Origin of the sequence: Actinoplanes sp. NPDC026623 (assembly GCF_040638275.1) — a bacterium.
GTDB lineage: Bacteria > Actinomycetota > Actinomycetes > Mycobacteriales > Micromonosporaceae > Actinoplanes.
The window spans coordinates 48,172-65,691 of the sequence record NZ_JBEZXZ010000019.1 but is presented as its reverse complement, the minus strand read 5'-3'; the positions used below and the strand labels follow the sequence as shown (position 1 = coordinate 65,691).

The 17,520-nt window shown below is 72.9% G+C and carries 16 protein-coding genes; 5 read left to right on the top strand and 11 right to left on the bottom strand.

All coding sequences use genetic code 11. The features are described 5' to 3' along the window. The first annotated feature begins 16 nt into the window (after window positions 1-16). Window positions 17-193 carry a hypothetical protein gene (locus tag AB0F10_RS08850; protein WP_360621597.1) on the top strand — a complete coding sequence of 59 codons (177 nt, stop codon included), beginning with the start codon at window positions 17-19 and terminating at the stop codon, window positions 191-193. Here the strand turns inward: AB0F10_RS08850 and AB0F10_RS08845 are convergent. Then, the gene (locus AB0F10_RS08845) at window positions 188-1,018 is read right to left on the bottom strand and encodes a pentapeptide repeat-containing protein (RefSeq protein ID WP_360621595.1); all 831 of its coding nucleotides are present in this window, start codon (window positions 1,016-1,018) and stop codon (window positions 188-190) included. The genes AB0F10_RS08850 and AB0F10_RS08845 overlap by 6 nt on opposite strands. Beyond that, window positions 1,015-1,479 carry a hypothetical protein gene (locus tag AB0F10_RS08840; RefSeq protein WP_360621593.1) on the bottom strand — a complete coding sequence of 155 codons (465 nt, stop codon included), beginning with the start codon at window positions 1,477-1,479 and terminating at the stop codon, window positions 1,015-1,017. The genes AB0F10_RS08845 and AB0F10_RS08840 overlap by 4 nt, the downstream gene beginning before the upstream one ends. Window positions 1,480-1,532: 53 nt before the next feature. Between AB0F10_RS08840 and AB0F10_RS08835 the strand changes: the two genes are divergently transcribed. Together AB0F10_RS08835 and AB0F10_RS08830 are read left to right on the top strand one after the other, a co-directional pair. Beyond that, window positions 1,533-2,264, top strand: coding sequence for a hypothetical protein (locus AB0F10_RS08835; RefSeq protein ID WP_360621591.1), 732 nt, complete (start codon window positions 1,533-1,535; stop codon window positions 2,262-2,264). Beyond that, window positions 2,261-2,779, top strand: a complete 519-nt coding sequence (locus tag AB0F10_RS08830; protein WP_360621589.1) for a hypothetical protein — start codon at window positions 2,261-2,263, stop codon at window positions 2,777-2,779. The genes AB0F10_RS08835 and AB0F10_RS08830 overlap by 4 nt, the downstream gene beginning before the upstream one ends. On the opposite strand, the gene AB0F10_RS08825 is transcribed toward AB0F10_RS08830, so the two are convergent. Together AB0F10_RS08825 and AB0F10_RS08820 are read right to left on the bottom strand one after the other, a co-directional pair. Then, a complete protein-coding gene (locus tag AB0F10_RS08825; protein WP_360621587.1) occupies window positions 2,680-6,093 on the bottom strand; it encodes a trypsin-like peptidase domain-containing protein in 3,414 nt (1,137 codons plus the stop codon). The two genes, AB0F10_RS08830 and AB0F10_RS08825, sit on opposite strands and share 100 nt — an antisense overlap. Window positions 6,094-6,148: 55 nt before the next feature. Beyond that, window positions 6,149-7,462: a hypothetical protein gene (locus AB0F10_RS08820; protein ID WP_360621585.1), complete on the bottom strand. Its 1,314-nt coding sequence runs from the start codon at window positions 7,460-7,462 to the stop codon at window positions 6,149-6,151. 245 nt (window positions 7,463-7,707) lie between these two features. On the opposite strand from AB0F10_RS08820, the gene AB0F10_RS08815 reads away from it, so the two are divergent. Then, entirely contained in the window at window positions 7,708-7,950 is a 243-nt protein-coding gene (locus AB0F10_RS08815; protein ID WP_360621583.1) for a hypothetical protein, read from the top strand. After that, the gene (locus AB0F10_RS08810; RefSeq protein ID WP_360621581.1) at window positions 7,947-8,423 is read left to right on the top strand and encodes a DUF6325 family protein; all 477 of its coding nucleotides are present in this window, start codon (window positions 7,947-7,949) and stop codon (window positions 8,421-8,423) included. The genes AB0F10_RS08815 and AB0F10_RS08810 overlap by 4 nt, the downstream gene beginning before the upstream one ends. Here AB0F10_RS08810 and AB0F10_RS08805 read toward each other — a convergent pair. The 7 genes from AB0F10_RS08805 to AB0F10_RS08775 form a co-directional block, all read right to left on the bottom strand. After that, window positions 8,404-9,318: an ATP-binding protein gene (locus AB0F10_RS08805; protein ID WP_360621579.1), complete on the bottom strand. Its 915-nt coding sequence runs from the start codon at window positions 9,316-9,318 to the stop codon at window positions 8,404-8,406. The two genes, AB0F10_RS08810 and AB0F10_RS08805, sit on opposite strands and share 20 nt — an antisense overlap. Before the next feature lie 89 nt (window positions 9,319-9,407). Next, a complete protein-coding gene (locus AB0F10_RS08800; RefSeq protein WP_360621577.1) occupies window positions 9,408-11,225 on the bottom strand; it encodes a RiPP maturation radical SAM C-methyltransferase in 1,818 nt (605 codons plus the stop codon). Window positions 11,226-11,318: 93 nt separating this feature from the next. Then, complete coding sequence (locus AB0F10_RS08795; RefSeq protein WP_360621575.1) at window positions 11,319-11,552, bottom strand: hypothetical protein; 234 nt, start codon at window positions 11,550-11,552, stop codon at window positions 11,319-11,321. Window positions 11,553-11,581: 29 nt separating this feature from the next. Then, window positions 11,582-14,326: a BTAD domain-containing putative transcriptional regulator gene (locus tag AB0F10_RS08790; protein ID WP_360621573.1), complete on the bottom strand. Its 2,745-nt coding sequence runs from the start codon at window positions 14,324-14,326 to the stop codon at window positions 11,582-11,584. Window positions 14,327-14,588: 262 nt separating this feature from the next. Continuing rightward, window positions 14,589-15,542: an AMP-binding protein gene (locus tag AB0F10_RS08785; RefSeq protein ID WP_360621571.1), complete on the bottom strand. Its 954-nt coding sequence runs from the start codon at window positions 15,540-15,542 to the stop codon at window positions 14,589-14,591. A gap of 190 nt (window positions 15,543-15,732) precedes the next feature. Next, window positions 15,733-16,785: an FAD-dependent oxidoreductase gene (locus AB0F10_RS08780; RefSeq protein WP_360621569.1), complete on the bottom strand. Its 1,053-nt coding sequence runs from the start codon at window positions 16,783-16,785 to the stop codon at window positions 15,733-15,735. A 161-nt stretch (window positions 16,786-16,946) separates the two neighbouring features. Continuing rightward, window positions 16,947-17,468: a hypothetical protein gene (locus AB0F10_RS08775; RefSeq protein WP_360621567.1), complete on the bottom strand. Its 522-nt coding sequence runs from the start codon at window positions 17,466-17,468 to the stop codon at window positions 16,947-16,949. Between the last annotated feature and the right edge of the window lie 52 nt (window positions 17,469-17,520).

Below are 17,520 nucleotides of genomic sequence, written 5' to 3'. Positions count from 1 at the left end.
GCAGGCGTTCAAGGCGATGTACCTCTACCTGGATGCCTACCGGCGCCGCTTTCAGCAGGCCGAGGTTCGTGATGTGCTCGGCGACATCCAACCGGCCGAGGCCGGAGCCTCGTCGGACCCGGCAGCCTGGGAGGACTGGCTTCTCTGCGTCCGGCGTGTTTCCGGGAACGGAGATGAACCGCTCGGTTCATAGGTGGCCGGCGCAGGTGCCGGCGTTCTCACGGCTGTTGGAGCCGTCCGGGCAGATCGTGTCCTGCCAGACGACCTTGACCAGCGACGCGCCCTCCAGCTTCGCGCCGGTCAGGTCCGCCCGGGTCAGGTCGGCGCCGTCCAGCTTGGCGTTACGCAGGTCGGCGTCGCGCAGGAACGCTCCGACCAGCTTCGCGTTGCGCAGATCCGGGCCGGGGGCGGCCGGCGGCGGGTTCGCGGCCCAGGCGAACGCGACCATGCCGAAAGCGACCGCCGCGACCGCCGGCAGCATGAGCCGCAGCGTACGGGTGAAGTCGGCGCGCAGCGCCTGGTGGTTGGCCATCTGCTCGATCGCGGTGATGCGCTGGTCCATCTCCGAGATGCGCTCCCGGCGCTTCTCGGCCGCCTCCTCGTCGTCCTCCTTGAGCTGGTCGACCAGGCGCTGACGACGCTCGATGACCGCCTGCGGGGTGGCCGGCCCCTGCAGATACTTGGGATGCTGCCGGAAGAACCGCACGACCGGCGCGAGCGGGCCGGGTGGCGCGTCCCAGGCGTCCGCCAGCTCGCCGATCAGCACCAGCCGCGGCGGGATGAGCCGGGCGCCGGCCCAGATGATGCAGACCACCCCCACCAGGGCGATGACCGCGCCGAGCACCGCGACCCAGAGGCGTGCGCCGGCCACGTCGTCCGGCCATCCGACCGGCAGGCGGCCGATGCTGGACAGCTGGCTGCCCGCGATCAACGTGGCACCGACCGCGGCGGAGCTGGCGATCAGCCACTTCGCCGCGTCCCGGAAGCGCTCGTTGGCCTGGTCCAGATGATCGGTCACCGGGCCGGGCCCTCGTGCAGGCCGGGGTTGATCACCACGATCGGGGGAAGTTCCGGGTCGGTGGTCACCGGCGGCAACCTGCGAACGCCGGGGTGGAGCGAGCCGACGTCGCCGACGCCGGTGCGCCGCTCGGTCAGCGCCGCACCGCCGAGGTCGATCTTCACGCCGTAGTAGGCCGCGGCGTAGGCGGCCTCGCCCGCGGAGAGCACCGCGCCGCCCTCGACGGTCGGCCCGCCGTCGATGACCTCGTCGGAGTAGCCCAGCACCAGACCCCGGTCCCGCAATTCGGCGTCGACGGTCGGCACCAGCCGCTGGCGGGGTGCGCCGGCCGGGAACTGCACGAAGAGCGGCTGGATCATCCCGTACGGGATGTGCACCGCGCCGATGCGCCCCCGTGAGTGGCCGTCGGCCGACCACACCGCGGTGCCGGGGATGTCGTCGGGATGCTCGAACTGCACCATCGCCTCTTCCCGGCAACCTCGTTAAGATTTGGCTTCCCTGGTGAGGAGGATAGTTGTCCGGCGTCGCCACTCAACAGTTGCTCGAGCGTCGGCACACCGACAACCCGATCGTGCGGATCGAGGAGCTGCGCCGGTTCCCGTTGCGGACGGCACGGATTCCCCCGGCCGGCACCACGTTCGTGTTCCGTTCCCGCGGCGGCCGGCTGAGCTGTCCGGCCGGTGGCTACACGGCCGGCGAGCTGTTCTGGCGCGGCCCGCTCGTGCTCTTCCAGGTGGATCTCGCGCCGCATCCGTTCGCGATCAGCTGGGAGCTCGCCGCCGACTGGCCGGGCGGCAGCCTGGTCGCCGAGGCGGTCGGCCAGTGGGTCGCGCGCGATCCGGTGACCGTCGTGGCCGAGCGCGTCTCGGACGCGCCGTCGCTGTGCCGCTCCGCCGTGCGCCGCGCCGCCGGCGACATCCCGACCGGGACGGCCGAGCCGGACCGCCTCGGCCGTGTCCTGGGTGGCCGGCTGCCGCCGGTGCTCGACGTTGACGGCCTGAGACTTCAGGACCTGCGGCTCTCCGTGCGGGTGGAGCCGAAGTCCGATGTGGCCGGCTTGATGCGCGCCCTGTTCGCCACCGACGACGCCGGCCCGCTCGAGGCCTGGCGGCTGGATCGGGAGCTGGCCCGGTCGGCGCTGGCCGCGGCGGGATCCGACGCCGTCGTGCGGGACGCGCTGACCCGGTTCGCCGAGCTGAACGAGCGTCTGGCCGGCTTTCTGCCCCGCGAGGAGGAGCCCGGGTGACGACGGCCGACGAGGTCGCGGCCTGGGTCGCGGACCGGCTGGGCGTGCTGCCGGACGCCGTCGAGCGCCTGCTGCTGGTCCCGGTGCTGGTGCTGCTGACATATTGGGCGCTGCGGATCCTGGTCGGCCACGTCCTGCGTATCGCGCTGATGACGCTGGCGTACTGGGTGATTCCGGTGATCGTGCATGCCGGCGCGGTGTCGCTGCTGGCCGTCGAGTTCCTGACCGCCCGGGCGTTCCGCCTGGTCCGGGTGCGTCCGGCGGGAGTGGTCTACGGATTCGGCAACACGGTCGTGCGGTCCGGCGGGTCGTTGTCCGCGCTGAGTCGCTCCACGGTGGATCTCTCCGACCGGCTGCGCGCCTTCCCGCGGGTCCTGCTGGCCGGGCTGGCCGCCTACCTCGTCTACCGCTGGGGTCAGGACTTCTGCGAGCGTTCCGTGTCGTCGCCCTGCGTCTCGCCGACGGCCGCCTGGTGGGCCGAGATCGAATCGATGGCCTCCTTCCTGCGGCGGTAGGCGGCCCGGGCGCGTACGACGAGCTCGCCCGCCTTGAGACCCGCCAGCGTGAGGCCGACGACCAGCCGGTCCCGCGGCCGCCGATGGTCCGCCGCAAGGGCGCGGACCCTGCCCCTCAGCTCGCGGAACGCCGCCACGTCCGGCAGCGGCCGCCGCAGGGCCGCGATGCGCAGCGTGACGTCCAGCCCCGGGTCGCCGGCGAACTCCGCCTTGAGCGCGGGCCGGATGTCCACCAGGGTGTCGAGCGCGGCCTGGCGAAGCCCCGGGGAGGCGTCGGGGTCGCGGATCCAGGCGAGGAGAATGGCTTCGCGTTCCTCGCGGAAGACGCCGGACATCCGCACCAGGGTGACGCGATTGGCGGCATCGGCGCCCGGATCGTCGACCATCATCCGGATGCCGGCCTCGGCGGCGGCAGCGAGCGGACCGTCGAACTGCTGCAGCAGCCGCAGACGCCGCATCCAGGGCCGCTCCCGGTCCCGCACGAACCGCGCGATCAGCAGGGCCGCCGAGGCGGCGTCGTGCCGGCCCATCCGGATCAGCGCGGCGCGGAGGGCACCGTCCAGCACGCTCAGCTCCGGATCCGACAGCCGGCCCCGGCGGGCCGGGCGCCACATGCCGTCGTCGAGCTCCCAGCCGGCCGCCTCCTCGTCCGGCGCGACGTCCCGCTCGTCGACGATCAGCTCGAACATGAACAGCAGGTCCAGCGCGGCGATCCGGTCGTCGATGTGCAGGTCGGGCTCGAGGGCCCGGCGGACCAGGGCGGACAGCGCGGCGATCCGCTCACCGGTCTGCGCGAGCAGGCCGACGGCCCGGGTGCGTACGTCGGCCCGCGGCGTCGTCTCGGCCAGGGCCACCATGCTCTGCACCGCGTGTCTGCGCTCCCGGTCGCCGCCGTGCTCGGCCAGCTGAAACAGCGCCCACAGCCGGTCGTGCTCGGACACCCGGGTGCGGTAGGCGAACGCCACCAGCCGCTCGCGGGCCAGCCGCCGTTCGTGCTCGGCGCCGTGGTCCAGCAGCAGCAGGGCCGCCTCCACCCGCTTGTGCACGGGAGCCCGGCGGTCGGCGAGCAGCACGGTCAGCGGGCGGGTGTCGCGGGTCCGGCCGAAGACCGCCTTCAGCGCCCGGCGTACCAGGTCGACGCTGCGCTCGTCCCCGCCGTGCTCGCGCACCGCCCGCCAGGTCAGGTCGACGATGACGCCGCCGTCGGTGAAGGTGAGGATGCCGCCGTCCTCGATGAGGATCGCCACGTCCCGCAGGTTCTCGTGCCGGCGCTGGTTGCGGACGCCGAGCTTGGCCTGGATGATCGGCCGCGGGTCGTGCCCGGCGCGGATCCAGGCCGCGAAGCGGAACAGGCCGAGGCTGTCGGGGCCGTCCAGGCGCACGTCGGTCAGCCAGGCGGCCGGGTCGAACCCGTCGGCGGTCTGCCGGGCGGTCAGGAACTCGGCGAAGCTGCGGTGCAGGAAGTCCAGCTGGTTGCCGGTGCGGAAGACCAGGCCGGTCTGGACGACGAGCTCACCGATGTGCTCCGGACCGATGCCCGGCGGTCGCTCGGCGGCGTGGGTGCCGATCCACTCGCGCAGCGCCTCCGCCACCGGGATCTGCTCGACGATGTGCCGCACCGCGAGGTGACGCAGGATCGTCTCGCGTTCCGCCACCAGCCTCTCGCCGTACTGCTCCGCGGCCGGGCCGAACTGCCGGAACTGGCGCAGCAGGCCCTCGCGCGCATCGTTCTGCGAGACCCGCAGGTGCAGCATCACGTGAACGAACTGTTCGTAGAGCCCGAACCGGTCGATCGGCAGCGGCCGGCTGGGGCGCTGCTCGTAGACGATCGCGGTGATCGTGGCCATCAGCGGGATGCGGACCAGCTGGGTCAGCTGGCCGGTGCGGACGGCGGCCAGGAATTCGTCGGCGGTGGTCTCCGGGGCCGGCTTGAACCAGCCGGCGGCGAACGCGGCCACGTCGTCGTCGTCGAACTCCTGCAGCGAGTACTCGCCCAGGCGGTATTTGCCCTCCACCCCGTCGAAGCCGGACCGCAGCTGGGCGAACTCCTCGTCGTGCAGGCTCCGGCTGGCGATCAGATAGCGCACCCGGCTTCCGTAGCGGTGCAGGTGGTAGGTGAGATTGGCGAGCACCTGGCCGCGCAGCTCGCGATCGGGGATCTCGTCCAGGCCGTCCACGCACACCAGCCAGTCGGCGCCCGGCGCGGGCGGGCGGAGGAACAGGTCGCTACCGACCGGCTCGCTGAGCAGGCCACCGAGGCGGCGCTGCACGCTGCCGGCGAGCATGGCGAACCACGGCAGGTCGGCGGCGAGGTCGGCGGCGGACACCAGCACGGCGGCGACCCGGCCGGCCTCGGGTTCGTCCGAACCCTGCCCGGCCGTACCGCACCACCAGCCGGCGGTGTTGCCGGCCAGCTGCTGCAGCAGGGTGGACTTGCCCCCGCCCGCGCCGCCGACCAGCAGCACGTGCCGATGACGGCGGAGCATCGCGGTCGGGCGCAGCAGGTGGGTCTCGTAGACGGTGTCGGCGCCGCGCGTCCGGCGCTGTGAGGTGCGCTGCTCGACATAGACCTCCGACAACGACGGCGGCCGGCGCCCGGTGAGCTGCACGATCCGGTACGGGAAACGCTTGGCCGCCTCGCCGTGCGCCGAAAGCAACTGATGCAGCGGTTCACCCGGATGCGGCGGCCGCAGCGTGGGCCGCTGCGTGTCGTGGTGCCCGATCGCCCGCCAGTGGCGGCGCAGGGTCCTGGCCAGTTCCCGGCCGTTCAGCGCGCGCCCCGGCCCTGGACCCTGCCCGGACAGGGGCGTTCCGGACTTGACCATCCCCCGGATGTGCCCGTCGACGACGATCGGCGCCCCGCTCATGCCCGGCAGCAGGTCCTCACCGCGCAGCAGGATGAAGCTCTCTTCCCGCCCGGTGATGCGCACCTCCTGCAGCAGCGCGCGGACCTCCCCGTCCGGGTTGAAGGCGGTGTAGCAGGGCACGAGGGCCGGCGGCCCGCCGGCCTTGACCGGCTGCCCGTCGATCACCGGAACCGGATGGTCGACCTCCTCGACGCCGAGAAACGCGACGTCCGGCCCGGGATAGTCGATGGCGTCCCCGCGTTCCGGCGGGTCCCGGACCAGCACGCGGGCCGCGTACGACCGTCCCATCCACCGGATGCTGAGCTCGCCCGTCAACCCCTCCACGACGTGCGCGCAGGTGGCGACGACGTTGCGCCGCACGAAGAAGCCGCTCCCGAGAAATCGGCGCCCGCGTATCTGAACGACGTAGCGTTCGTCGGAGCCGGCCGACCCGAAGCTCTCGTCCATAGGACAACGAGAACACCACACGGCCGGGGACCAGGCAAGCAGTGTCGGGCGACGGTCAGACCTGCTGCTGGATCCAGGAGCGGCAGGCACGGTCGACGGGCCGGAACGGGGTACCGAAGACCCGGGCCGATGCCTTGTCGACGCTCACCTGCTCGCGCAGCACCAGCGAGACGAAGTCGAAGAGCTTGCGCTCGCCGTACTTGTGGGCGAGGCAGCCGACCGCGAAGTGGCTCAGGCCGTAGAAGACGCTGCTCTCGCGGAGGCCGGCGTTGCCGGACAGCTGGCGCAGGACGATGCTCGCCGGCCGCCGGCTGCCGCGGAGCGCGGCGCGGATCTCGGGCAGGCGGCTGCTTGCGGTCGCGGGGCGCGGCGCGTAGGCGATGTATTCGGCGATGCCCTCCTGCAGCCACATGAGCGGGTTGGAGATGTACTGGTAGCTCACGTCGACCCCGCCCAGGGTGACCGCGTGGCCCATCTCGTGCTGGATCAGCCGCTGCAGCCTGGTGCCGCTGCCGGCCGCGCTCATCTTCAGGATGATCTCGGTCATGGTGGCGTGCGGGAAGGTGGAGTAGCCGATGGCCCAGGTGTCGCGGTGGCCGCCGAACCAGGTGCGCCACTGCTTGTCGGTGGCCATGTAGACCCGGTAGCGCGGCTGCGGGTTACCGACCAGGCCGGCGTAGTGGTCGGCCCGTCCGGCGGCGCGCTCGGCCGCGGCCAGCACCTCCTTGATCCGCTTGGCGTCGCCGCGGCCGGCGGCGACGGTGACGCGCCGGCCCTTGGCCAGCACCAGGGGCGTGACCTGCCAGGGCGGCGAGGCCCAGGCCTCGGTGGCCTGCTCGGGTGCGTCCACCGTGGTGATCCGGTATTCGCGGTCCGCGATCCTGCGGATGGTCAGGCCCTGGGTGATCATCGGCGCGCCCGGGCTGCTGGGGTCGAGGTACATGAATTTCGGGCAGGTGGCCCGGCTGAAGCAGTAGGTCAGGTAGAAGTCCTCGTCCCAGCTCGCATCCTCCCAGCCCACCGGCTTCGGGATGAGGGTCTGATACGCGAGCTGGGTCACGCCGAGGCCCCGCAGCGAGGTGTAGAGCTGCCGGTAGTAGGCCCGGACCTTCGGCTTGGCCGGGTCGACGATGGCGAGCCAGCCGGCCTCGTCGCCCTCGAGCAGGGCCGCCGCGCCGCGGTTGAGGGTTGCCAGGATCAGGTCGTGCGGGCTGTCGACCGGGGCCCGGCTCGTGGCCGTCGTGGTGCCGGCGGACCCGCCGAGGTCGCCGACGGCCTGGGCCGGGGCCGGCGCCGGGCCGTGTGCGGCGACGATGCCGATGGTGGCCACCAGGGCGGCGATGGCCACGACGACGCCACCGATGATCATTTTGCCGCGCCGGCTCAGCTCCGCCGGGGCGCCCGCAGGGGGCTCGACCGGTCCCGGTTCCTGAAAGGCCGTTCGGATCTGAGGTGGATTCGGGTCCTGCATGGGTGCGCCCCCGCCGCTAGGGATCTTACGGACGTGGATTACATCAGTGTCGCCTCGTTGCGGCTGTCCCCGGTCGGACACCATGCGCAGGATCACAGCGGTGAGGCATGCTGAACTGGTCCCCACGCGAAAGGGAGCAGCCCATGCTGTTGGTGCCCAGGCAACTGCTACGTGTCGGCATGACCGGCGACGTGCCCTACTACGGCGGCAGGTTCACCCCGGCACAGGCATACGCCGCGTCGCATCCCGGTCCGCGTCCGGTCACGCCGGCACCCTCACCCGGCGCTCATGCGGATCAGCGACTGGCCGCGCTGCAGCACCTGCTCGACTCCGGCGTGATCACGCCGGAGGAGCACCGGCGGTTCGCGGCCCGGGTGGCGCCGTGACCCCGCCGGTGCAGGTGCTCGTGGTCGGGTTCGAGAAGCCGTCGCTGTCCGGCGAGATCCTGGCCGAGCTCGCGAGGCTCGGGGACGCGGGCGTCGTGCGGCTGCTCGACGTGCTGCTGGTGTCGCGCACCGAGGACGGCCGCCTCGAGACGCTGCCGGCTCCGCCGGGCGCCGACCCGGACCTCGGCCGGCTGGCCACCGCGTTCCTCCACGGGGCCGAGGACGACGAACACCCGATCGCGCGGGGCGGGACGGACCCGGCCGCGTGGTCCCTCGACGACGCGGTGCCGCCCGGCGGCTCGGCCGCGGTCGCGTTCATCGAGCACCGGTGGGCCGAGCCCTTCGTCAGCGCGGTCCGGCGCGCGGGCGGGCGCATGCTCGACGAGACGTGGCTGGCGCCGGACGACCGGGACCTGCTGGACCGCCTCGCCGCCGGGACCGGCCCGGGTGCGGCTACGGGCCCACGCGGGTGAGCTCGCGGGCATAGAGGCGCACCGGCAGCGGCGCGTGGCGGTCCCGGCGGATCTCGTCCGCCGGGTCGTCACGCCCGCCCGGCGGCGGGTCGGCGTCCGGGTGCTGGGCGCCGAGCAGCCCGTACCAGCTCTCCGCGACGCGGGGGCGGGCCGCGAGCGCGCCCGTGACCAGCTCGTCCAGCACGGTCCGGGTGCCGCTCAACCGGTCGGCGAAATCACGCATCGACAGGTAGGGCACGGCCGCCAGCCGCAGACCGCCGACCCGCACCGCCAGCGGCAGCCGCCCGGTCGCCGCCAGGATGTCGGCCACCGCGGCGCGGTCGGCGGCGACCCGCTCCGCCCCGACGATCTCCGCCAGCAGCTCGACCGCCTCCGCCTGGCTGAACCGGGGCACCTCCAACGGGTACGCGCCGGCCAGTCCCGGCAGCCGGTGGCGCGCCGTCACGAGCATCGCGCTGTCGCCCTGGCGCGGCGCCAGCGCGCGGGTCATGGTCTCGTCGACGGCGTCGTCGAGCACCACCAGCGCCCGGTGCCGGTGCAGCCAGAACCGCCACACGGCGCTGTCGTGCCCCGGGTGCCCGTTGAGTCCGGTCACCCCCAGCACGGCGGCCAGCTGTGCCAGCAGTTCGCCGGCCGGCCGGATGCGACCGGCGCCGTTGCGCGTCCGGAGGTGGACCCGGCCGTCGGGGAAGTCGGCGCGCAGCCGGTGCGCCAGGTGCACGGCGAGGGCCGACTTGCCCGTACCGGCCGGTCCGGCGAGGACGACCAGCCGGACCGGGCCGTCCCGGAGGACGTCGGTGATCTCCGCGACCTGCGCGGTGCGCCCGACGAAGTCGATCAGGTCGGGCGGCAGCAGGCGAGGTGCGGAGGTGGCGAAGAACCGCGATTGACTCACCCCCCGAGCATGCCGGTGTGGGTTGGAGGGGGCGCTGGAGCGATCGCTGGAGCGCGGCGGCGGCCCACGAGGCCCGAGAGGCCGCGCGACTACCGGGGCGGACCGGCGGGCAGGGCGAGGGACACCGCGACGGCTCCGTCCAGGAACATGAGCCCACGCTGGTGAAACTCCGTGAACGCCGCCCGGACCGCCTCGGGTGTGAGGCGGCCGCCGAGTCGTTCGCCGGCGGCCCTCGCGGAGATGGGCCGGTCGCTGCAGACGGTGTACAGATCGGCGAGGGGTCCCTCGAACGTGTAGGTGCCCTCCTTGCCCGGATGCCGCCCGTCGTAGATCTGCACGAAGCCGGGTGCCGCCCAGTAGCGCAGCACCGGACGCTCGTCGCGCTTCCAGGCCGCACGCCAGTCCTCGACACCGCGCACCAGCCCGTCGTACGTCGACTCGGGCAGCGCGCCGGGCAGGTCGTACTCGAAGAAGTAGGCGGCCTGCGCGAGATCGACGGTGTGCGGGTAGACGTAGCGGTAGCTCCGCTCCGGCGGCTTGCCCGGGGATTCGGCGTACAGGGGGCTGAAGCGCTCGATCCACACGCGGCCGCTGCTGACCGGCGGCTCCAGGTGCACCAGGTGTGGCAGCAGCGCCGCCTGCTCGGCGTAGTCGCCCGGCTCCTCGCCCGGGAACCCCCAGATGATGTTCCAGGAGACGGTGATGCCGTAGTGCGCCGCCCACCGCAGCAGGTTGACGTTCTGCGCGGCCCGCACGCCCTTGCGCATGAGTTCGAGCACGCGGGTGCTCAGCGACTCCAGCCCGGGCTGGATGGCCGAGACCCCGCCGTGCGCGAGCGCCCGCACCTGCGACCGGCTGAGGTTCGCCTTGACCTCGTAGAAGATCTCGTAGCCGGTCTCCTGCTCGCTCAGCAGCGGGAACAGCTTGGTGAGGTAGGCCATGTCGACGATGTTGTCGACGGCCTCGAACTGAAAGGTGCGGTAGCGGCGCGCCAGCACCGCTAGTTCGTCCGCGACCCGCTCCGGTGACTTGGCGCGGAACTGCATGGTGGCGCCGTTGAGACCGCAGAACGTGCAGTGGTGCTTGGCGCCCCACCAGCAGCCGCGCGCCGACTCGAACGGGATGCGGACCTGGGTCGGCCCGCTTTCGGGCAGCAGGCCGAGCCCGCCGGCGCGGTCGAAGAACTCGGCGTAGTCGGGCAGGGGCAGGTGGTCGAGCTCCTGCAGCGGCGGCTCCGGCGGGACGGCGACGACCCGGTCGCCGTCGGTGTAGGCGAGGCCCGGAATGCCGTCCGGCCCGGAACCGGTGGCCAGCGCGTGCATCAGCCGCGGCAGCGCGGTGTCGGCCTCGCCGACGACCGCGACGTCGACGCAGTCGACGGTGCGCACCCATTCCGGGCCCATCGCGCCGTCGAAGTTCGCGCCGCCGAACACGGTCACCAGGCCGGGGAAGCGCTGCTTCAGCCGGCGGGCCAGCGCGAACGACGCGACGTTCTGCTGGAACGTCGAGCTGAAGCCGGCCACCCGGACGCCGTCCCACGGGAACGACTCCACGAGATCGTCCAGGTAGGCCGGCACGTCCTCGTCGCGGGCCCGGATCAGCCGCGCCCGCCACTGCGACGCCGGCTCGCCGAGGTACGCGAGGTCCTCGGCGAAGTCGTCGAGCAGCCGCTCCCCCGGGTCGGGCGCGTCCGGCCCGAACGCGGCGACCGAGAACAGCCAGTCGGCCACCATCCGGCCACGATGATCGGCCAGCAGGTGATACTGGTCGATGCCGATGCGCGCCGCGAAGTCGAGGTTCGCGTGCAGCGTCCGGACCGGGAACTGGTGCTCCCGCAGTATCGCGGCCAGCAGACCAAGCTGGATGGACGGCCGGTCGGTGTCCATGAACGGCATCGTGATCAACACGATCGGCCATTGGGCGCGCTGCGCGGAATCGGCGTGCGGCCAACGGCCGGCGGCCCGCCCCAGCAGCGGCAACTCGGTGCCGGGCACCCCGTGTCAGCCGGGGCAGACGACGATCGGGCTGACCGGGTTGCTGCTTCGCAGGCCCGGCGCGAACGCGACCTCGAACTGCTGCTGGATCGAGGATGCCTCGTTCGAGGGCGCCTCGTCCGAGCGCAGCGCGTCGGGGGCGCCGAGAAGCGCGCCGGCCGCGAGGCCGGTCAGCAGTGCCGCGCTCGCCAGCCGGGCAGGGGTGACGGAATCCGACGATTTGCTGTCTTTATCAGACATGGGGCATTCCTTTGGGAGTGAATGGTGGATTAGACATCTAAATTGAGTCGACGCCGCAACTGCTCGGCCTGCGGATGACCGATTTCATCGAAAATGCCGATTGACTGCTTGAATAACGTGTGGGAGGCCGCCGTATCGCCGACGGCCTGCTGGGCCTCGGCCAGGCTCAGCAGGGTGGTGGCGACCTCGTAACGGTCTCCCAACTCGCGCCACAGGCCGAGGGCCTGCTCGTAGCAGGCCATCGCCTCGGCGTAGTTGCCGGAATGGAAATGGGCATATCCGAGGGCATCCCAGACATCGGCCTGGCTGGGATGATCGTCGAGCGCCCGGTGCATGTCCAAGGACTCGTGGCAGTAGCGCAGCGCCTGCTCGTGCCGGCCGAGCCGGCTGTGGAACCAGCCGACCCGGTTGAGCGCGGCCGCCTCGCCGGCCCGGTCGCCGGCGGCCCGGAACAGATCCCGCGCCACCTGGGAGCGCTCGAGCGCCGCACCGTAGTCGCCCTGCCGGTCCAGAACCCAGCTGTAGTCGACGTGCAGGCGGGCCTGGCCGGCGACGTCGCCCAGCTTCTCGAAGAGCTCCAGCGCCCGCCCGGCGTGGACGTCGGCCTGGTCGAGCAGCTCCAGTTGCAGGTGGGCGAGGTTGAGCAGGCGGTGGGTCAGCGCCTGCCCGGCCAGGTCACCGAGCTGTTCGCCGGCCGCCAGGGCGGTTGTCAGGCTGGTCGCCCAGTCATGCCATTTGCCCTGATAGTTGAGGAACGGCGTGACGGCCCACGCCAGCCTGCTCGCATGCGCCGGGAAGCCCGCCGGCAGCGCGTGCTCGATCGCCGCCAGCAGCACCGCCTGCTCCGCCAGGAACCAGCAGAGCGCCTGGCCCGCGTCGACGGGATCGAGCACGACCGCGGCCGGGTCCGGCGGGTCGAGCGCGATGGCCGGCCGGTAGCGGTACAGCACCCGTTCCGCCCGGTGCGCGGTGTGCAGGTAGTGATCGAGGATGCGCCCCAGGGCCGCGTGCCGGTCCGCGGGAGACTCGATGGCGAGCGCCTGCTCGGCGGCGTAGGCCCGCAGCAGTTCGTGGAAGCTGTATCGGCCCGGCGACGGCTCCTCCAGCAGGTGCGCACCGGACAGCTCGGCCAGCACCCGGCGCGCCTCGCCACGGGGAACCCCCGCCAGGCTCGCCGCGGCGGGCACCGCGAGATCGCCGCCCGGAAACAGCCCGAGCAGCCGGAACAGCCGCGCGGCCGGCGGGCTGAGCCGCTGGTACGACCAGGACAGCACCGCCCGGGCGTCGCTGGTCACGGACTCTCCGACGAACGCGTCGAGACCGCCACCGTCCTCCCGCAGCTCGGCGGCGAGCGCCGTGAGGCTGTGCTGCGGATAGACCGCGGCGCGGGCCGCCACGATGGCGAGCGCCAGCGGAAGGCGGGTGCACACCCGCACGATGTCGTTCACCGCGCCGGGCTCGGCGGCCACCCGGGGCGCGCCCAGCCGGCGGGCGAGGAAGTCCTCCGCCTCCGCCGCGGTGAGCAGGTCGACGCTCACCGAGACGGCGCCGCCGGCGACCAGACCGGAGAGACGGTTGCGGCTGGTCACGACGACCAGGCAGCCCGGCGAGCCGGGCAGCAGCGGCTGGACCTGCTCGGAGTCGCGCGCGTTGTCCAGGACGACAAGCACCCGGCGCCCGGCCAGCAGGCTGCGGAACAGCGCGGCCTGATCCTCCAGCCCGGTCGGTATCTGCTGCGCGGGGACGGCGAACGCCTCGAGCAGGCCGCGCAGGGCGTTGCTCGGCTCGACCGGGTTGCGGTGCGGGTCGAAGCCGCGCAGGTTCACGTAGAGCTGCCCGTCGGGGAAGCGGTCGCTGACCTGGTGTGCCCAGTGCACCGCGAGCGCCGTCTTGCCGACGCCGGCGGTGCCGACGATCGCGGCGATGACGACCGCGGCCTCGTGGTCCACCAGGTCAGTCAGCCGCTGAAGCTCGGCCACCCGGCCGGTGAATTCCGCCATGCCGTGCGGCAGCTGTGCGGGCCGCGGCACCGTCGGCGCCGGCTCGGGGGTCGCGAGGTGCACCGTCTCGGCGACGGGCAGGCCGAGCTCCGGGTCGCCCCGCAGCATGCGCTGGTGCAACGTCTGCAGCTCGGCGGCCGGCTCCACGCCGAGCTCGTCGAGCAGGAACTGCTGCGCCTCGCGGTAGGCGGCGAGCGCCTCGGCCTGCCGGCCCGCCCGGTAGAGCGCCCGCATCTGCAGCGCGCGCAGCCGCTCGCGCAGGGGGTGGCGGGCCACCAGCTGGTGCAGCTCGGACACCAGGTCGCCGTCGTGGCCGACGGCCATGTCGAGGTCGATCCGCTCCTCGATGGCGCTGACCCGGCGCTCGGCGAGCCGGTCGCGCTCCGCGTCGAGCAGCGGGCTGGACAGGCCGTCCAGGACGGGCCCGCGCCACAGCCCCAGGGCCTCGTGCAGCGCGCGGGCGGCGCCGGGCAGGTCCCCCGCCGTCCGGGCCACCTGCGCCCGGCCCAGCCTGCGGTCGAAGATCTCCAGGTCGAGGGCCTCGTCCGGCAGCGACAGCCGGTAACCGGCGTCGGTCCACGCCAGCAGCTGGGACTTGCTCCGGGCCAGGCGGACCGGCTCGAGGACGCGGCGCAGGCCGGAGATGTGCTTCTGCAACAGGTTGAGCGCGTAGGCCGGGGCGGTCTCGCCCCACACCGCGTCGATGAGCTGCTCCCGGCTCATCGGGCGGTCGGCGTGCAGCGCGAGCACACCGAGGACCACACGCTGTTGCACCGGCCCGAGACTGATCGGAGTGTCATCGTGCCTGGCCTCCAGCAGGCCGAGCACCCCCAGACGAATCGAAGGCTTGCTCTGGCCGCCGATTGCGCCATCTCCGTGCGGCATGCGGAACGTTCCTCCCGAATATTCCGGAGTGGAGCTGAATAGGCTGGACGACGCGGCTGATCCGTGCCGCTGCGATCACCGCAACGTCCATCCTTATTGGAGTAGATCCTAGCGACAAAATTGATCGATGTGGTTGTCGATTTTGTTCCCCCTAGCGAATATTACGATCCGGCCGCCACCCCTGCTGGCACATGGCCGACAGAATCGATGCCAGATTCCTGCTGCGGTACGGGCCGGAGTGGAAATGGTCCAGAATGGCCACTTCCAGGTCTGGTTTGAGCCGAAGTAGCGCGGCCGGCAACCCGGGCGGAATCCGGTCGCCGCTGACCATCACCAGGCGCAGCGTGCCAAGCCGGGACGGATCGCCCGCGGCGCGCTCGAACAGCCTCGCCGCGGCGGCCGGCCCGGAGTTCCAGACCGTGACCCCATGCGTCTCGCACAGATCCAGCCAATGATCGGGGTCGGCCGCCCGGTCCACGTCGGGCAGCACCACCGCCGCGCCGACCGACAGGGCACCGAACACGTCGATCACCGACCGGTCGACGTCGAAGGCGCTCACCCCGAAGAAACGGTCCCCGGCGTCCACGCCGAACCGTGCCGTGCAGTCGGCCACCACCCTGGCGATGTCGCGATGGCGGACCAGCACGCCCCGGGTCCGGCCGGCCGGATCCAGCGCGAACCGGAGATAGGCGAGATCGTCGGCGGACGGAACCGCGAACGGTCCGGCCTGCGAGGCTCGCCCGGCCAGCGGCAGCGCGGCCGGTTCCGCGCCGGGCGCGTTGCTGAGCAGGCATCGCACCCCGGCGGTGCGCAGCAGGTAACCACGCCGCTCGGCGCTCAGGCCCGCGTCGACCGGCAGATATGCCGCGCCGGCCAGGGCCGCCGCGAGGATGCCGATGACCTGCTCCGGCCCGGGCCGCATCACCAGCCCCACCACGTCGCCGCGGCCGATACCGCGGGCGCGCAGCCAGGCGGCGGCCTCCTGCGCGTGCAGCACCAGATGCCGGTAGCTGAGCTCGCCCCCGGCGGTGATCACCGCCGGGGCGTCGGGCCGCGCGGCGGCCCGCTCGACCGGCCCGGTCAGCGGTAGCTCCGTCGACCACACGCGGGCATCAGTCCGCGACGACGTGCATCGCACAACCGGTACGGGGTTCGCGATTCATCGAGCCTCTTTCAACGTGGCCCGGGCGGCAGCGCCCGGCGCAGGTCGACGGCCCGGATGCCTCTGGCCCGAGGCCAGGTCGAAAATTGGTCATCGGTGGTCCTTTCGGCCGGGCAATGCCCGGCGCGGTGAGTCAGGGTACGGATGCGATGTGGAGCAGCCCGCGTGCCGCCTCGCGGCTCGCGGCGAGCGCCGTCTTCGCCGCACCTCCGCTGCCGCCGGTGAAGCTGAACAGCGGCGCGTCCGGTACGGCGCGGCGCAGCGCGAACCCGGGCGGGTCGACGTAGCAGTCCAGGGCCGCGACGGTCCGGATCGAGGCCGCGCCGACCCCGTCGCCGAGCCTGCGGCGCACCGCGGTGGTGACCCGGGATGCCAGCTCCGGGTCGGGGGCGAGGGCGCGCGGGTCGAGGTCCCAATCGTCGGAGGGCAGGCCGACCAGCAGCCGGCCGCCGGCCGCCGGGCGGCCGTACAGGCCGCTGGTCTCGTCGACGAAGGCGCCGAGGCCGACGGGGCAGCCGGAGCGCAGGTCGTACTGGATCCGCTTGGTGCGCAGGGTCACCGTCGCCGCGCCGGCGGCGGCGAGCAGCGGCCCGGACCAGACACCGGCGGCGACCACCACGACGTCGAACGGCCGGGTGGTGCCGTCGGCGAGCCGGACCGCCGGCGCCGCGGTCACCCCGGCGACGGGATCCTCGCGGACGGTGCCGCCGAGGGCGGCCACCCGCTCGAGCAGGGCGTCGCGGAGCCGGCCCGGGGACACGTATCCGGCCCGCCGCTCGACCACGCCGACCGTTCCCGGCGGCAGCCCGAGGAACGGGAACCGGGCGGCAAGCTGATCGGCGGTGGCAGAGGCGGCGGACCCGGGCAGCAGCTCCCCGATGGCCGCCAGGGCCGCGGCCGGGTCGGCCCCCGGCCCGGCCAGGTACACCGAGCCGACCTCCCGGTACTCCGACCAGCGCCGCAGCTCGGCGCTGCCCAGCAGCTCGACCAGGCTCTCGGTGGCCGCCCGGCACGCGTCCGGGCCGGTCTCGTAGGCGCGGACCATGCCGCCGGACAGCCCGGTGGCGTCGGACCGGGCCGAGCGGCCGGTCACGAACACCTCCACGGCCGGCGACCCGGCCCGGCCCGACAGCCGCCAGGCCAGCGCCGCGCCGGCCAGGCCCCCGCCGACGATCGCGACCCTCATCGGCGTGCCGTCCGGTCGGCGGCGACGGCTTCGGCGGCTTCGTTACGGCGCAGACTTGGCATGTGGCGATCGCCTTTCCAAGGGCGGGATCCGGGCAGGGGGCGTCGGGCCGCCGGAACGATTTCCGGCGGCCGAACGGGTCGTACGGTTGAGCGGTCGAGTCAGGCGGGTCCGGCGAACTGGTCCTCGAGGTACGCGATCCTGGCGGCCAGGTCCCGCTCCGAGCGCAGGTACCGCACCCACGCCTCCCGCTCGTGCAGGACCGCGCCGAGCTCCCACACGCAGACGACCTGCAGGTGCTCACCCTGCTCGACAAGGGCGAACGGCCCACCCTTGCCGGTGTCCTTGGCGTAGACCGTCACCCACATCTCGTTGTTGCCCCGCCAGGTGCAGACGATCAGGAAGTAGAACGAGTCGCCACACAGGTGCAGGATCGTGAAGCCCAACTCGCCGTCGATCGCGAGGCGGCCGGCGGACGCCTCCGCGGCCAGGAATTCGCGCCCCTCGGCGCGGACGTCCTCGTCGATCGACGCCTCGGAACGGCGCACGTCGTACCACTTCAGGTGCGACTTGGGCAGCGCCAGGCCGGCGGCCGGAATGATCTCTTTAGCCACGTGCCGGTATTCATCGTCGACGTTGTCGATGTGTTCCAGGTGCGCGTAATCGGTGGTGGCCGCGGACATCTACATTGCTCCCTGCGGTAGTCGGTTACGAAAGACCAGGCTACGCATCGAC

Excerpts from the sequence above, each read along its gene's own strand:
- AB0F10_RS08850 (WP_360621597.1), top strand. The coding sequence starts at position 17 with ATGTACCTCTACCTGGATGCCTACCGGCGCCGCTTTCAGCAGGCCGAG.
- AB0F10_RS08840 (WP_360621593.1), bottom strand. The coding sequence starts at position 1,479 with ATGGTGCAGTTCGAGCATCCCGACGACATCCCCGGCACCGCGGTGTGG.
- AB0F10_RS08825 (WP_360621587.1), bottom strand. The coding sequence starts at position 6,093 with ATGGACGAGAGCTTCGGGTCGGCCGGCTCCGACGAACGCTACGTCGTT.
- AB0F10_RS08820 (WP_360621585.1), bottom strand. The coding sequence starts at position 7,462 with ATGATCATCGGTGGCGTCGTCGTGGCCATCGCCGCCCTGGTGGCCACC.
- AB0F10_RS08815 (WP_360621583.1), top strand. The coding sequence starts at position 7,708 with ATGCTGTTGGTGCCCAGGCAACTGCTACGTGTCGGCATGACCGGCGAC.
- AB0F10_RS08795 (WP_360621575.1), bottom strand. The coding sequence starts at position 11,552 with ATGTCTGATAAAGACAGCAAATCGTCGGATTCCGTCACCCCTGCCCGG.
- AB0F10_RS08780 (WP_360621569.1), bottom strand. The coding sequence starts at position 16,785 with ATGAGGGTCGCGATCGTCGGCGGGGGCCTGGCCGGCGCGGCGCTGGCC.
- AB0F10_RS08775 (WP_360621567.1), bottom strand. The coding sequence starts at position 17,468 with ATGTCCGCGGCCACCACCGATTACGCGCACCTGGAACACATCGACAAC.